Annotated in this window: 10 protein-coding genes and 2 pseudogenes; 7 read left to right on the forward strand and 5 right to left on the reverse strand. The window is 71.4% G+C overall.

Annotated features, from left to right (window positions below):
- Positions 1 to 93: 93 nt before the first annotated feature.
- Positions 94 to 1,257, reverse strand: a complete 1,164-nt coding sequence (gene xylA, locus ACZ4V1_RS09170; RefSeq protein WP_468331743.1) for a xylose isomerase — start codon at positions 1,255 to 1,257, stop codon at positions 94 to 96.
- Positions 1,258 to 1,479: 222 nt separating this feature from the next.
- On the opposite strand from xylA, the gene xylB reads away from it, so the two are divergent.
- From xylB to exaC, 5 genes are all read left to right on the forward strand, one after another.
- The gene (gene xylB / locus ACZ4V1_RS09175) at positions 1,480 to 2,916 is read left to right on the forward strand and encodes a xylulokinase (RefSeq protein WP_468331746.1); all 1,437 of its coding nucleotides are present in this window, start codon (positions 1,480 to 1,482) and stop codon (positions 2,914 to 2,916) included.
- Positions 2,917 to 3,389: 473 nt separating this feature from the next.
- Positions 3,390 to 4,598, forward strand: a complete 1,209-nt coding sequence (locus ACZ4V1_RS09180) for an ROK family protein (RefSeq protein ID WP_468331749.1) — start codon at positions 3,390 to 3,392, stop codon at positions 4,596 to 4,598.
- Positions 4,599 to 5,004: 406 nt separating this feature from the next.
- Entirely contained in the window at positions 5,005 to 5,610 is a 606-nt protein-coding gene (locus ACZ4V1_RS09185; protein WP_468331752.1) for an N-acetylmuramoyl-L-alanine amidase, read from the forward strand.
- Between the two features lie 131 nt (positions 5,611 to 5,741).
- Positions 5,742 to 7,079: a GAF domain-containing protein gene (locus ACZ4V1_RS09190; RefSeq protein WP_468331755.1), complete on the forward strand. Its 1,338-nt coding sequence runs from the start codon at positions 5,742 to 5,744 to the stop codon at positions 7,077 to 7,079.
- Positions 7,080 to 7,135: 56 nt separating this feature from the next.
- Positions 7,136 to 8,659 carry an acetaldehyde dehydrogenase ExaC gene (exaC, locus tag ACZ4V1_RS09195; RefSeq protein ID WP_468331758.1) on the forward strand — a complete coding sequence of 508 codons (1,524 nt, stop codon included), beginning with the start codon at positions 7,136 to 7,138 and terminating at the stop codon, positions 8,657 to 8,659.
- A gap of 94 nt (positions 8,660 to 8,753) precedes the next feature.
- Here the strand turns inward: exaC and ACZ4V1_RS09200 are convergent, their stop codons facing one another.
- From ACZ4V1_RS09200 to ACZ4V1_RS09210, 3 genes and pseudogenes are all read right to left on the reverse strand, one after another.
- Positions 8,754 to 8,999 (reverse strand): hypothetical protein, encoded by a 246-nt coding sequence (locus ACZ4V1_RS09200; protein WP_468331761.1) that lies wholly within the window; start codon positions 8,997 to 8,999, stop codon positions 8,754 to 8,756.
- 176 nt (positions 9,000 to 9,175) lie between these two features.
- Positions 9,176 to 9,867: pseudogene (locus ACZ4V1_RS09205) on the reverse strand (response regulator).
- Positions 9,864 to 11,159, reverse strand: a complete 1,296-nt coding sequence (locus ACZ4V1_RS09210) for a sensor histidine kinase (RefSeq protein WP_468331764.1) — start codon at positions 11,157 to 11,159, stop codon at positions 9,864 to 9,866. The pseudogene ACZ4V1_RS09205 and the gene ACZ4V1_RS09210 overlap by 4 nt, the downstream one beginning before the upstream one ends.
- 221 nt (positions 11,160 to 11,380) lie before the next feature.
- On the opposite strand from ACZ4V1_RS09210, the gene ACZ4V1_RS09215 reads away from it, so the two are divergent.
- Both ACZ4V1_RS09215 and ACZ4V1_RS09220 read left to right on the forward strand, forming a co-directional pair.
- On the forward strand, positions 11,381 to 12,073 hold the full coding sequence (locus ACZ4V1_RS09215; protein ID WP_468331767.1) for an ABC transporter ATP-binding protein: 693 nt from the start codon (positions 11,381 to 11,383) through the stop codon (positions 12,071 to 12,073).
- Positions 12,070 to 14,493, forward strand: a complete 2,424-nt coding sequence (locus ACZ4V1_RS09220; RefSeq protein ID WP_468331770.1) for an ABC transporter permease — start codon at positions 12,070 to 12,072, stop codon at positions 14,491 to 14,493. Before ACZ4V1_RS09215 ends, ACZ4V1_RS09220 begins: the two co-directional genes overlap by 4 nt.
- A gap of 251 nt (positions 14,494 to 14,744) precedes the next feature.
- Here the strand turns inward: ACZ4V1_RS09220 and ACZ4V1_RS09225 are convergent.
- Positions 14,745 to 15,188, reverse strand: a pseudogene (locus tag ACZ4V1_RS09225) (phosphopantetheine-binding protein); the annotation flags it as partial.
- Between the last annotated feature and the right edge of the window lie 15 nt (positions 15,189 to 15,203).

The raw sequence follows: 15,203 nt of genomic DNA on the forward strand, positions 1-15,203 counted from the left end.
ACTCGCGGCCGCCACGGGGCCCGACGGCCCGACGGGCTCCGGCCTCACCCGTGAACCGGAGGGGGCCGGAGCCTTCGCACAGAGGAGGACCGCTCAGCGGGCGCCGACGAGGTGGTCCATGGCGAGCTGGTCGAGGTACTCGAAGGCCATGCCCCGGGCGGCGGCTGCGTCCACGTCGAAGGTGTCGTAGGCGGTCGGGTCGGCCAGCAGCGCCGCCAGGCCGTCCTCGGCGGTCGGCCGGGCCAGCTCGTCGAGCCGGGCCGCGGCCAGGGCCTCCCGCACCTGCGGGTCGGCACGGAAGGCGGCTGCCCGGTCCTTGAGGATCAGGTAGTTGCGCATGCAGCCGGCCGCCGAAGCCCATACCCCGTCGAGGTCCTCGGTCCGCGGCGGCTTGAAGTCGAAGTGCCGCGGGCCGGCGTACCCGGCGCTCTCCAGCAGGTCGACAAGCCAGAACGCGGCTCGCAGATCGCCCGCACCGAAGCGCAGGTCCTGGTCGTACTTGATACCCGACTGGCCGTTGAGGTCGATGTGGAACAGCTTGCCGGCCCACAGTGCCTGCGCGATCCCGTGCGGGAAGTTCAGCCCCGCCATCTGCTCGTGCCCGACCTCCGGGTTCACCCCGTACAGCTCCGGCCGCTCAAGCCGCTCGATGAACGCCAGCGCGTGCCCCACCGTCGGCAGCAGGATGTCACCGCGCGGCTCGTTCGGCTTGGGCTCGATCGCGAACTTGAGGTCGTAGCCCTGCTCGGTGACGTACTCCCCCAGCAGGTCGAAGGCCTCCTTCATCCGGTCCAGCGCGTCCCGCACGTCCTTGGCCGCACCGGACTCCGCGCCCTCGCGGCCGCCCCAGGCGACGTACACACTCGCGCCCAGCTCCACCGCGAGGTCGATGTTGCGGATGGTCTTGCGCAGCGCGTACCGGCGCACGTCACGGTCGTTCGCCGTGAACGCGCCGTCCTTGAACACCGGGTGTGTGAACAGGTTCGTCGTCGCCATCGGCACCTTCATGCCGGTCGCATCCAACGCCTGCCGGAACCGCTTGACGTGCTCCTCGCGCTCGGTGTCGCTCGACCCGAACGGGATCAGGTCGTCGTCGTGGAACGTGACCCCGTACGCGCCCAGCTCGGCCAGGCGCCGCACCGACTCCGCCGGGTCCAGCGCCCGCCGGGTGGCATCACCGAAGGGATCCCGGCCCTGCCAGCCGACCGTCCACAAACCGAACGTGAACCTGTCCTCGGGAGTGGGCTGGTAGTTCATTCCGTGACTCCTCACTCGCTGCCGATCGCTCGCCGCCGACTATTTCGTCATGGCGCTTTACAAATTAGTATGCACACACGTTCCTGGGAAGGGACAAGGTGTCCCCGAAGGAGTGGCATCCGCGTCACGAGTACCCCAGGAACCGCGAAACCCCTGTTCAGCGCAGGTCCCGTCCAGGCAGTCCAGTCAGATCCCGCAGAGCCGCGGAAGAGGGAGAGCCCGATGTCAGCAGCCGAGGGTCCGCTCGTCGTCGGCGTGGACACGTCCACCCAGTCCACGAAGGCGCTGGTCGTCGACGCGGCCACCGGCCAGGTCGTCGCGAGTGGCCAGGCCCCCCACACCGTGTCCTCCGGGGCCGGCCGCGAGAGCGATCCACGCCAGTGGTGGGACGCGCTGCGCGAGGCCCTTCACCAGTGCGGTGACGCCGCGCGGGAGGCCGCCGCGGTGTCCGTCGGCGGGCAGCAGCACGGTCTCGTCACCCTGGACGCCCAGGGCCACCCGGTGCGCCCGGCCCTGCTGTGGAACGACGTGCGCTCGGCCCCGCAGGCCCGCCGCCTGATCGATGAACTGGGCGGCCCCAAGGCCTGGGCGGAACGCACCGGCAGCGTGCCCAGTGCCTCCTTCACGGTCACCAAGTGGGCCTGGCTGGCCGAGCACGAGCCGGAGGCGGCCCGCGCGGCGAAGGCCGTACGACTCCCCCACGACTACCTCACCGAGCGCCTCACCGGTGAAGGGACCACCGACCGCGGCGACGCGTCCGGCACCGGCTGGTGGACGTCCGGCACGGAGGCGTACGACGAGGACACCCTCGCGCGCGTGGGGCTCGATCCGGCGTTGCTGCCCCGGGTGGTCCGGCCCGGCGAGGTGGCCGGCACCGTGCGCGACGGCCACGACCTGCCGTTCTCCAGGGGCACCCTGGTCGCCGCCGGCACCGGCGACAACGCGGCCGCCGCACTGGGCCTCGGACTGCGCCCCGGTGTACCCGTGATGAGCCTCGGCACGTCCGGCACCGTGTACGCCGTGTCGCGCCGACGGCCCGCCGACCCGACCGGCACGGTGGCGGGCTTCGCCGACGCGCGCGGCGACTGGCTGCCGCTCGCCTGCACCCTCAACTGCACCCTCGCCGTCGACCGGATCGCGACCCTGCTGGGCCTCGACCGGGAGGCCGTCGAACCCGGCACCGACGTCACGCTCCTGCCCTACCTGGACGGCGAGCGCACACCGAACCTGCCCCACTCCTCGGGTCTCCTGCACGGGCTGCGCCACGACACGACCGCCGGTCAGCTGCTCCAGGCCGCGTACGACGGTGCCGTGCACTCGCTGCTCGGTGCGCTGGACCTGGTTCTGGACACCGACGCGGACCCCTCGGCGCCGCTGCTGCTGATCGGCGGCGGGGCTCGCGGGAGCGCCTGGCAGCAGACCGTACGGCGGTTGTCGGGGCGTCCCGTCCAGATTCCCGATGCCAGGGAACTGGTCGCACTCGGCGCCGCGGCGCAGGCCGCCGGCCTGCTGACCGGCGAGGACGCGGCAGCGGTCGCCCGGCGCTGGAACACGGCCGCCGGACCGGTGCTGGACACGGTGGAACGGGACGAGACGGCGCTGGCCCGGATCACCGGGGTACTCTCCGACGCGGCACCGCTGCTGGAGCGGGAACACTGACTCGCGCTGAGGACACGTTCACGCGGCGGCGCCACCGACGGGCACCGTCACGGGCCGTTCCTGCGGTACGCCGCCGGCACGGGGCCGAAGTCGGTGGCGCGCCGGCGTGGATCTCGAACGACACACTGTCGGAGGGCCTGCCCATGGACCGCGACGGCGCTCGCCGCAGGAAGGCGTCCCCCGTCAGTCCGTGACCGACGCTCGCCGACGGAAGGAGTGCCTGTCCGTGGGACACGACTCGACGGCCACCGCCGAAGGGTGTTCCGAGGCGGGCCTCCGAGGGCCGTCGCCCACGGGCGCCCCGGCGCCGCCTCCGGGAGCGCTTGCGGGCACCCCCGTCGGCCACGTGGGCGAGGGACGGGATCGACCGACGACCGACCGAAGACGGACCGAAGACGGACCGAAGACCAACCGACGACCGACCGACAACCGACCGACGACCGACCGACGACCGACCGAGGACTGACGGAGGCATGACCGCACCGCCGAACGGAACAGACCCGGCCCGCCCCGGGCGTGCGCTGCCGGACACCCAGCAGGGGATGCGCCGCCGCAACCTCGCCAGGGTGATGCACACCGTCAGTGCCGAGGGTCCGTTGTCCCGGGCCGCCGTCGCCTCACGGATCGGCCTGACACGTGCGGCGGTGTCGACCCTCGTGGACGAGCTCATCCGCTCGGGCCTGCTGGAGGAGTTGGGTCCCGAGCGTCCCGGCCGGGTGGGACGACCCGGGTCGGCGCTGGCCGTCAGCCCGCAGGGCCCGGCCGGCATCGGAGCGGAGGTAGGCGTCGACCACCTCGCGGTCTGCGCGGTCGACCTGCGCGGCCGGGTGCGGTCGCGTGTCGTACGGTACGGCAGCAACAGGGGCCGCTCGCCGGAGCCGGTACTCGAGCAGCTCACCGACCTGGTGCGCCAGGTCGTTTCGGACGCGGAAACCGAGGGACTGTGGCCGGCCGGGCTCGCGGTGGCCGTGCCGGGTCTCGTCGCCCGGGACGCCGGCACCGTCGTGCGCGCTCCGAATCTGGACTGGCACGACGCTGACCTCGGCGCGCTGCTGCCGGGGGACCTGCCGCTGACCGTGGACAACGAAGCCAACTTCGGCGCGCTCGCCGAGCTCTGGCTGGGCGACGGCACCCCACGCGATTTCCTGCACGTTTCGGCCGAGATCGGCATCGGCGCGGCCGTGGTCGTCGACGGGCGGCTGCTGCGCGGTACCCGCGGATTCGCCGGCGAGCTGGGCCATGTGCCGGTCCGTCCGGACGGGCCGGAGTGCGCCTGTGGCGGGCGAGGATGCCTGGAGCAGTACGCCGGCGAGAAGGCGGTACTGCGCGCGGCCGGTGTGGAGCCGGGCGAGGATCGCGTCGGACTGCTCGCGGGGCGTGCCGCGGAGGGCGACGAGGCCGTGCGGCGCGCCCTGCGCGAAGCGGGCACCGCACTCGGTATCGCGCTGACCGGAGCCGTCAACCTGCTCGACCCCGAGAGTGTCGTGCTGGGCGGCGCACTCGCCGGACTCGCGCCCTGGCTGCTGCCGTCGCTGCGGGACGAACTGGCCCGGCGCACGGCTGGTCCGGTCTGCCCGGTCACGGTGTCGGAGCTGGGCCCGCAGGGGCCACTGCTCGGCGCCGCTCACTCGGTGGTGCGGGCCGTGCTGGACGACCCGGCAGTGGTGGCGGAACGCGCCTGAAACCGATCCGGTGCCGGACGCTGCGCGGACAACGGCGCACCGGTGCCGGCACCGACAGCCACAGCCACAGCCACAGCCACAGCCACAGCCACAGCCACAGCCATCAACAGCGTGACCATGGCGGCACCACTCCGTCGCGCGAAGCGGTCCGGTGCCCCCATTCCCCTCTCTCGTCACTCGTTCGAGTGAGCGCGTTGTCCACAAGGGCGGGGCCGTCCACGGAACGGCGCGGCGCCCTACTGCGCAACCCTCCCTGGCCGTACGGTGATTCGCGCGGACGCACCTGGCCAGACGGCGCAGACGTCCGCGTCAGCTCCGTCAGCGTTCCCTTCTCAGCCACGCACGTCGCACGGCTGATCCCCCACACCCAGGGGCCCGAGGGCCCCATCGACGAAAGGGCAGTTCCATGGAAAGGGAGAGGACAGCACCGGTTCCGACCAGGCGGCGGCTCCTGATGGGCGCCGCGCTCGCCACCGTCCCGTACGCCCTGCTCTCCGGCACGGGGGCCGCCGCGCGGCCCCGGGCCGTCGACCACCCCTCCGCCGAGTGGCAGCCGGCGAGCACGTCCAACTACACCCGTTCGAGCCGTCCCACGGCCTATCCCGTCGACTACGTGGTCGTCCACGTGACGCAGGAGACGTACGCCGACACCCTCTCCATCTTCCGCAATCCCGAGAAGCAGGTGTCCGCACACTACGTCGTCCGGTCGTCCGACGGTCACGTGGCGCAGTGTGTCCGAGAGGCGGACATCGCCTGGCACGCGGGGAACTGGGACTACAACACCCGCAGCATCGGCATCGAACACGAGGGGTGGGTGGACCGGCCCGAGTACTTCACACACGCCCTGTACGAACAGTCGGCTCGGCTCACCGCGGCGATCTGCACCAGATACGGCATCCCCAAGGACCGCACGCACATCATCGCGCACCACGAGGTACCAGGGAGTGATCACACGGATCCGGGACCTCTGTGGGACTGGACCCGCTACATCAGACTGGTCAACTTCGCCTGACTCGGGACGGGCCACCAGATCCCGGTGCTCCGGCTGGTCGAAGTGGTTGTCCGCGCGTATCCGCGGAGTGACGATGTCCCCCATCGCTTCTTCATCAGCATGAACGTCCATCACCGTCCGGGGAGGCCGAGTTGACTGATTCATGGCTGGCTCTGGAACCGGGGGCCGACCCCGTCGAGCGTGCGCGGACGCTGCGCCGGGCACACGAGACGTTCACCGAGGCGGGGACGGTGCAGCGGCCCGTACGCGCCGTGGTGGCGGAGTCGTGGCGGCGGTCGGTCCGGGCGGGCGTCGGCCCGGACGGCACGGCGAGTGTGGAGCTCATGGACGGTGACCTCGGCGCCTACCGGGCCGAGCATCCACTGGCGAGGGTGATGCCGGTGGTCCGGGAACTCCTGGGCACCTTCGCCGCCGACGGCGAGCATCTGCTCGCCGTGTGCGACGCGCACGGCAGGCTGCTGTGGGTGGAGGGGCATCCGGCCACCCGGCGCCGGGCTGGACGGATGAACTTCGTGCCGGGTGCCAGGTGGGCGGAGTCCGCGGTCGGGACGAACGCGCCGGGCACGGCGGTGGCCGTCGGCCGGCCTGTCCAGGTCTTCGCGGCCGAGCACTTCATACGGCGGGTCCAGCCGTGGACCTGTGCGGCGGCTCCGGTGCACGACCCCCGCACCGGGCGGGTGCTCGGCGCCGTGGACATCACCGGCGGGGACGGGCTGGCGCATCCGCACAGTCTGGGATTCGTCCAGGCGGTCGCGCGTGCGGCCGAGTCGCAGCTCGCGCTGCTCAGCCCGGGGCAGCCGCCGGCCGAGTCGGCCGAGCTGACCGCGTTGGGCCGTGACGAGGCGCTGCTGAGCGTGGACGGCCGCAGAGCCCGGCTGAGCCGGCGGCACAGCGAGATCGTCGTGCTGCTTGCCCACCATCCGGAAGGACTGACCGGGGACGAGCTGCTGTGCGCGCTGTACGAGGACGAGAGGGTGCCCCCGGTGACCCTGCGTGCCGAACTGGCCCGGTTGCGCGGAATTCTGGGGCACGGCCGGCTGGTGTCCCGGCCCTACCGGCTCGCGATGCCCGTCGAGTCCGACGCCACCGTGGTCGAGCGTCGTCTGCGGTCCGGTTCGGTCACGGCGGCCGCGACGGCGTACGCCGGTCCGCTGCTGCCCGGCTCCCAGGCTCCGGCGGTGGTGCGGCTCAGGCGCCGGCTGGCCGACGGTGTGCGTGCCGCGCTGATCTCCCGTCGCGATCCCGACCTGCTGGCCGACTGGGCGCACTCGCCATGGGGCGAGGACGATCTGGACGTGTGGCGTGCTCTGACCGCGATCCGGCCCACGGCGGCGGCCCGGTCCCGGCTCGCCGCGCTGGAGGCCGAACTGGCGGCGCCGAACGCGTGTGACCGCACGCCCGTGAGTGACGGCCGGAGACCGGGCTTCGGCCACCCGCGCGCAACGTCTCTGCAACGTCCCGCTCCATAGCGTCACGCGCAGAGCTGTCCAAGGGCGGGCAGCACTCGAAGAGGGAGGCAGACAGGATGACCCGTTACGCGGCGCCCGGCACCGAGGGCGCGATCGTCTCCTACCAGTCGCGCTACGACCACTTCATCGGCGGCGAGTACGTACCGCCGTTGCGCGGGCAGTACTTCGAGAACCCGTCACCGGTGAACGGTCAGCCGTTCACGGAGGTCGCGCGCGGTACGGCGGAGGACGTGGAGCGGGCGCTCGACGCCGCGCACGAGGCCGCCCCGGGCTGGGGCCGCACATCGGTGACCGAGCGTTCCGACATCCTGCTGAAGATCGCCGCTCGCATGGAGGCGAACGTGGAGCGGCTGGCGGTCGCCGAGAGCTGGGAGAACGGAAAGCCGGTGCGCGAGACGCTGGCGGCCGACATCCCGCTCGCCATCGACCACTTCCGCTACTTCGCGGGCGCGATCCGCGCCCAGGAGGGCTCGCTGGGCGAGGTCGACGACGACACCGTGGCATACCACTTCCACGAGCCGCTGGGAGTCGTCGCGCAGATCATCCCGTGGAACTTCCCGATCCTGATGGCGACGTGGAAGCTGGCCCCCGCCCTCGCCGCGGGCAACGCGGTCGTCCTCAAGCCCGCCGAGCAGACGCCTGCGTCGATCCACTACTGGCTCAGCCTGGTCGCCGACCTGCTGCCGCCCGGCGTCCTGAACGTCGTCAACGGCTTCGGCGCGGAGGCGGGAAAGCCGCTCGCGTCCAGCCCGCGGGTGGCGAAGGTGGCGTTCACGGGAGAGACCACCACCGGGCGGCTGATCATGCAGTACGCCTCGGAGAACATCAAGCCGGTCACGCTGGAGCTGGGCGGCAAGTCACCGAACATCTTCTTCGACGACGTCTGGTCCCGGGACGACGACTTCCGCGACAAGGCGCTCGAAGGCTTCACGATGTTCGCGCTCAACCAGGGTGAGGTGTGCACCTGCCCCTCCCGGGCGCTGGTCCAGCGCGGCTCCTACGCCGAGTTCATGGAGGCCGCCGTCGCCCGCACCGAGCTGATCAAGCCGGGCCACCCTCTGGACACCGACACGATGATCGGCGCGCAGGCGTCCAACGACCAGCTGGAGAAGATCCTGTCCTACCTGGACATCGGGCGGCAGGAGGGTGCCAAGATACTCACCGGCGGTGAACGCATCGAACACGACGGTGAGCTGAAGGGCGGCTACTACGTCCAGCCGACGATCTTCGAAGGTCACAACCGCATGCGGATCTTCCAGGAGGAGATCTTCGGCCCGGTCGTCTCGGTCACGCCCTTCAACGACTTCGACGACGCGATCAAGACCGCCAACGACACCCTGTACGGTCTCGGCGCCGGGGTGTGGACCCGCGACATGAACACCGCCTACCGCGCGGGCCGCGCGATCCAGGCGGGCCGTGTCTGGACGAACTGCTATCACGCCTACCCGGCGCACGCCGCCTTCGGCGGCTACAAGCAGTCGGGGATCGGCCGTGAGAACCACAAGATGATGCTGGAGCACTACCAGCAGACGAAGAACCTCCTGGTGTCGTACTCGCCGAAGAAGCTGGGCTTCTTCTAGACGCCGGCAACGGGCGCCTGGCCAGGGAAGATGCCCGGCAGGCGCCCTTCTCGGCACACATCCAGGGTCTGAGACGGACCTGCTTGTCGTCCCGTTACTCGCCCACGGTCCGTCGGCTTGACGACTGCGTCTGTTCGTCGAGGTTCTGGGCGAACTGCATCCAAGTTTCCGCGTACCGACGGGCCAGGCTCGCCACCAGGGCAGCGCAGTGCGGTGGGACCGCCGCGGTGAGGTCGGACCGCTGCTGCACACCGACGGCGTTCTGGTGCAGCAGCCGCAGCAGGTTTCGTCCCTCCTCCTTGTGGCGCAGGGACGGGTCGCGCCACAGCTTCTCCAGCACGTCGCGGGGATCGCGATCACCGAGATCACCGAGTGGGAACAACGCGCCCTCACGACGGTGTTGGAACGACTCGGCATCCGCCGCCGCCTGCCCGGACGTCGGCGCGCCCCGGCCGATGCCATTTACTGGACAGACGCCCGCGGCCGGCCGGCCCCACCAAGACTTCCCGCAGTCTTCTAGGCGCCCCCGCCCGGGGCGATCAGACCCGTCTCATAGGCGAAGACGACGGCCTGGACGCGATCGCGCAGATCCAGCTTGGACAGGATGCGGCCGACGTGGCTCTTGACCGTGGTCGGGCTCAGGAAGAGCCGGGAGGCCAATTCGGCGTTGCTGAGGCCGGTGGCGAGCAGGCGGAGCACCTCCAGTTCGCGCGGGGTCAGGCCGGAGAGGTCGCGGTGCCGCGCGACGGTCTGGGATTCGTCGTCGTCGGGCACGGCGAAGCGCTCGATCAGCCGACGGGTGATCGTGGGCGCGAGGAGAGCGTCGCCGGACTGCACCATACGCAAGGCGGACACCAGGCGTTCAGGGGTGACGTCCTTGAGCAGGAAGCCGCTGGCGCCGGCCGTTAGCGCGGCTTAGACGTACTGGTCGAGGTCGTACGTGGTGAGGATGATGACCCGGGTCTCCGACGGCCCGTCACCGCCGAGGATGCGCCGGGTGGCCTCGATGCCGTCCATCACCGGCATCCGGATGTCCATGAGGACGACGTCGGGCCGCGTGCGGCGCACCGCTGCGACGGCCTCGGCCCCGTCAGCCGCCTCGGCCGCCACCTCGATGCCGTCCGCAGCCAGAATCATCTGAAACCGGTGCGCACGAGGGCCTGGTCGTCGGCGATGACGGCGCGCAGCGGCGGCCGGTCCCCGGTCATGCCGCGCTCCGCGGGATGCGGGCGGTGACCCGGTAGCCGCCGTTCGGCGTCGGACCGGCCGGCAGTTCCCCGTCGTACACGGCCAGTCGCTCCCGCAGCCCCAGGTGGCCGCGACCGTTGCTCTCCACTGGCGGGGCGTCCTTCACGCCTCCTGTGTCTGTGATCTCGATGTCCAGGCAGTCGTCGGTGTATCCGATGGCGACGGACGCCTCCGCGCCGCGTGCGTGCTTGATCGTGTTGGTCAGTGCCTCCTGCACGACCCGGTACGCCGCGAGGTCCACCCCCGACGGCAGCGGTTCCGACGGCAGCGACACCCCGACGCTCACGGGCGTCCCGGTGGCCCGTACCCGGGCGACCAGCGCGTCGAGCTGCGCCAGCCCCGGCTGCGGCTCCAGTCCGTCGGGTCTCTCGTGATCCGGAGCCGCCAACAGGCCCATCACGTGCCGCAGTTCGGCCATGGCCGCCCTGCCGCCCGCCTCGACGGCCAACAACGCCTCCTTGGACTGCTCGGGCACTACGTCCATCACTTTGCGGGCCGCACCCGCCTGGATCACCATCACGCTGACATTGTGGGTCACGACGTCGTGCAGTTCGGCGGCAATGCGCGCACGCTCCTCCGCGACGGCCCGGCGCGTGGCCTCCTCCTGCGCCTGCTGCAGCTCGGTGACCCGGTCCCGGCTGGACGCCAGCCGCAGTTGCAGGAACCGGACGAGGCTGGCCAGCATCCCGGCCACCAGCAGCACGAATCCCGGGCTGGACCAGCCCGGGAGCAGGGGATCGGCGTTGCGGAACGCGTAACCGGAGAGCGCGGCGGCCATCACCAGGACGGCGATCGCCAGTATCCGGTAACGGCTGTACACGACCGCGCTGTAGGCGCCGACGACACAGGCCAGGACGGTGATCCAGGAGGCGGAGCCGCCGATGGCCAGCGCCGTGCCCAGCACCGTCACGAACGTGGCCAGCGGGAACCGGCGCCTCAGTCCGAGCGGCAGTGTCGACAGAATGACCATGGTCCAGGGGACGGGCGGAGCGTCTTCCTCCACGGGCGCCTGATCGGGGCCGGGCAAGGGCGGCGCCGGCACGCCGGTTCCGACGTCGATCCTGGGAGGGTTCACATCCACCGGCCCGTTACCGGGGTACCGCACCGCCACGTACAGGGCGACGGCGGTCAGCACGACCGCCACCACCACGTCCACGCGCACCGCCCGCTTCGACTGCGGGGCGGACTTCGCCTCGGGACGCAGCGCGTCGATGAGCTGGTGAAGCCGGCGGCGCCGGTCTTGCGTGTCCATCCGTGCATTGTGAGCCGCTCGCTGCCCGGTCCGCGTCCACCTGTCTGATCAGGGCATTGTCTCCGAGGCCTACTCCTCAGGTAGGACTCCCCGGCCGAATCATCCGCTGGGAGGGTCCGAGGTTGGTTCCGCGGCCGACGCGCCGCGCGGACGACAGCTTCTAAGTTCACAGGGTCGGCAACGGCATGTGTCTCTCGCGAGCGTAAGGACGGACAACCCGCATGGATCAAGTGATCGAGCTGGAAGGTGTGGCGAAGCGCTACGACGCCGCCGGTGCGCCGGCGCTCGGACCGCTCACGCTCAGCGTCGCCAGGGGCGAGGCCCTTGCCGTGACGGGCCCTTCCGGCAGCGGCAAGTCCACGCTGCTGAACCTCATCGCCGGCCTGGACAAGCCGACCGAGGGCTCCGTGCTCGTCGCGGGGCGGCGGATCGACCAGTTGAGCGAGCACGCCCTCGCCAAGTTCCGTCGCGAGCACATCGGCATCGCCTTCCAGTTCTTCAATCTCCTGGACGACCTCACCGTCATCGACAACATCCAGCTCCCGGCCCAGCTGACCGGGACGAATCGGCGCGCGGCCGCGGCCCGCGCGGGTGAGCTCATGGAGATGCTGGGCATCCAGAAGCACGCACGCGCCTACCCGGGCCGGCTGTCCGGAGGCGAGCGCCAACGGGTCGGCGTCGCCCGGGCGTTGGTCAACCGTCCCGAGTTGTTGCTGGCCGACGAGCCCACGGGTGCGCTGGACTCCGCCTCGGGCGCGGAAGTCCGCAAGCTGCTGAACGATCTTCACCGCGGTGGCCAGACCATCGTGCTGGTGACGCATGACCTGGCGCTGGCGGAGGCGTGTGCGAGCCGCACGATCCACCTGGTGGACGGTCACCTCGCCCTCGACACGTATGCGCAGGCCGTCCGATGAGCCTCTTCGGTAGTGGAGCGCTGGGCCGAGTCGTACGCTCCGGGGTCGGCCGGCGGCGGGTCCAGACTCTGGTGATCGCCGTGGCCACGATGATGGCCGTGGCCTCGGCCGTGGTGGCCGGGGCCCTGATGGTCGCCGCGGCCGCTCCCTTCGACGACGCCTTCAAGAAGCAGCAGGGCGCGCACATCACCGCGCAGTTCGATCCGGCCAGGACGAGTGCGGCGCAGTTGGAGCGCACCAAGAAGCTGGCCGGCGTCACGGCGAGCGCGGGGCCCTACGCGTCCACGGCGTTCCGCCCGGTGGACCAGTCGGGCTTCCGGATGCCGACGCTGACCGTGGTCGGGCGGTCCGGCGGGGACGCCGATGTCGACCGCGTGGAACTGAAGTCCGGCCGGTGGGCGCAGAAGCCCGGCGAGATCGTGATCGACGCGTCCTTCCAAGGCCCCTCCGTCGACATCGGCTCGACCCTCAGGGCGTCGGACACCCCGAACACCCCGCCCCTGTCGGTCGTCGGGTTCGCCGTGTCGGTCGGCAAGTCCGCCGACGCATGGGCGACCTCAGCGCAGGTCGACGCCCTGGCGGCGCTGGGCAACCCCCTCACGACGCAGATGCTCTACCGCTTCGACTCCGCGAGCACGAAGCAGCAGATCCTCGCCGACCGGGCAAAGCTCGCCTCCTCCGTGGGCTCCGGGGCGCTGCTGGGTACGCAGTCGTGGCTGGACACCAAGCGCGCCGCAGATCAGGGCGCGGCGGCGACCGTCCCGTTCGTGATGGCCTTCGGCGTGCTCGGCATCGCCATGTCGGTGATCATCGTCAGCAGTGTGATCAGCGGTGCGGTCGGCACCAGTCTGCGCAGGATCGGCATCCTCAAGGCCATCGGTTTCACTCCCCGCGAGGTCATCCGCGCGTATGTGACCCAAGCGCTGATCCCTGCCACGGTCGGCATCGCCCTGGGTGTCGTGCTGGGCAACCTGTTGGCGGTGCCGCTGCTGGCGGACACGGAGTCGGTGTACGGCAACGTCTCGCTGTCGGTGGCCTGGTGGGTGGATGTCGCGGTGCCGGCCGCCGCACTGCTCCTGGTGGGGCTCGCGGCGCTGATTCCCGCACGGCGCGCCGGACGGCTGAACACGGTCGAGGCCATCGCGGTCGGCCGGGCGCCGCGCCCGGGGCGCGGTCAGTGGGCGCATCGGGCCATGGGACGGCTGCCGCTGCCCCGGCCGGTGACGTATGGGCTCGCCACTCCCTTCACGCACCCGGTACGCGCCCTCGCGATGCTGCTCGCGGTGGCGTTCGGCACGGTCGCGGCGACCTTCGCGGTGGGACTGACCGCGTCCCTCAACGAGGTCGGCAAGTCGCAGGATCCCGAGAGCCGTGCCGCAGTCACGGTCACGACGGTCAAGCTGAACAACATCGCTCCCCCGCCCCCACCGCCTCCCGCGGGGGGTGGCGCCCCGGCAAGCCCGTCTCCCGTCGCCCCCAGCCCGGCCGGCACGTCCAAGCCCAAGGTGGCCGACCCGGCGAAGGTGCGGGCCGCCGTCAAGTCCGAGGCGGGGCTGGAGTCGTACTACGGCAAGCTCCAGACCGAAGTCGCCGTGGCCGGGGTCTCCGGCGCGGTGGAGGCCAGCCTCTACGAAGGCGACTCGCGCTCCGGCAGCTACGAGATGCTCTCGGGACACTGGATCACCGGGACGGGCCAGGTCGTCGTGCCCACGCGCTTCATGGAACGGACCAGCACCAAGGTCGGGGACACGGTGCGGATGACCTTCGAGAAGGAGAGCGCCGACCTGCGGATCGTGGGTGAGTCCTTCGACACCTCCGGCAATGAGCTGGAGGTCCACGCGGACTTGGCCAACTTCCCGTCGGCCCAGCCCGACACGTTCCTCGTCGACGTGAAGTCCGGTGTGTCGGCTGACGAGTTCGCCCGGAAGCTCGCGGCGGTGGTACAGCCGATGGGCGGTGACGCCACGACCGTCGGGGAATCGGAGCAGAGCGGCGTCATCCTCATCATGGACGCGATGGCGGTGCTGCTCACCCTCATGCTCATCGCCGTGGCCGGTCTCGGCGTGCTCAACTCCGTCGTCCTGGACACCCGCGAACGCGTCCACGACCTGGGCGTCTGCAAGGCGATCGGCATGTCGCCGCGGCAGACGGTGAGCCTCGTGCTCGCCTCGGTGTCCGCGATCGGCGTGGTCGGCGGGCTGCTGGGCGTGCCGGCGGGGTACCTGCTGCACGGCGTCGTCATGCCCGTGATGGGGCGCGCCGTGGGCACCGGTATGCCGTCCCCGGTCCTCGATGTGTACGGGCCGGTCGAACTGCTCCTGCTGGGGCTGGGCGGCGTCGTGCTGGCGATGCTGGGTGCGATGATCCCGGCCGGATGGGCGGCCAGGACCCGCACGGCCACGGCCCTGCGCACCGAGTGACGCCGGGCCCGACAGAGACAGCGTGGAAGGACAGCCCGGCCCAGGAAGGGCCGGGCTGTCCCCGTGCGTACCACTCGGAGCCGCGCGCAGAGTCACTCGGACTGCGCCGCCGGACGGGCCGGGCCTCTGCTCATCGGCAGAGGCCCGGGCGTCACCGAGCGGCCGTACGACGGCTCACGCGCGTCCTGCCCGCGCATACGCCGCAGCACGGGCCTGCCCTTCGGCCGCTGGTCGCTCTGGTCGCCCTGGTCGGCGAGCCAGCCCGCGAGTGCGGCCGGCGTGGGCGAGGTGAAGACCGTACGGATCGGCAGCTCCTCGCCCAGCACCGTACGCACTCGGCTGACCAGGCGCGTGGCCAGCAGCGAATGACCGCCGAGGGCGAAGAAGTCGTCGTCCACACCGACCGTCGGCAGGCCCAGCACCCGTGCGAACGCCTCGCAGAGGATCCGCTCCTGTTCCGTGGCCGGTTCCCGGCCGGCCCCCGCAGACGCCGCGACATCCGGCTCCGGCAGCGCCGCGCGGTCCAGCTTGCCGTTGACCGTCAGCGGAAGCGCGTCAAGGACCACGACCGCCGACGGCACCATGTACTGCGGCAGAGCCTGCGCGACGTGATCGCGCACCGTCCGGCCGAGCGCGCTGTCACCGGCATCCGACCGGTCGCCCGCGGGCACGACGTAGGCCACCAGACGCCCCTCGCCCGACGTGAGCGG

Source organism: Streptomyces sp. NPDC028991 (assembly GCF_055564775.1).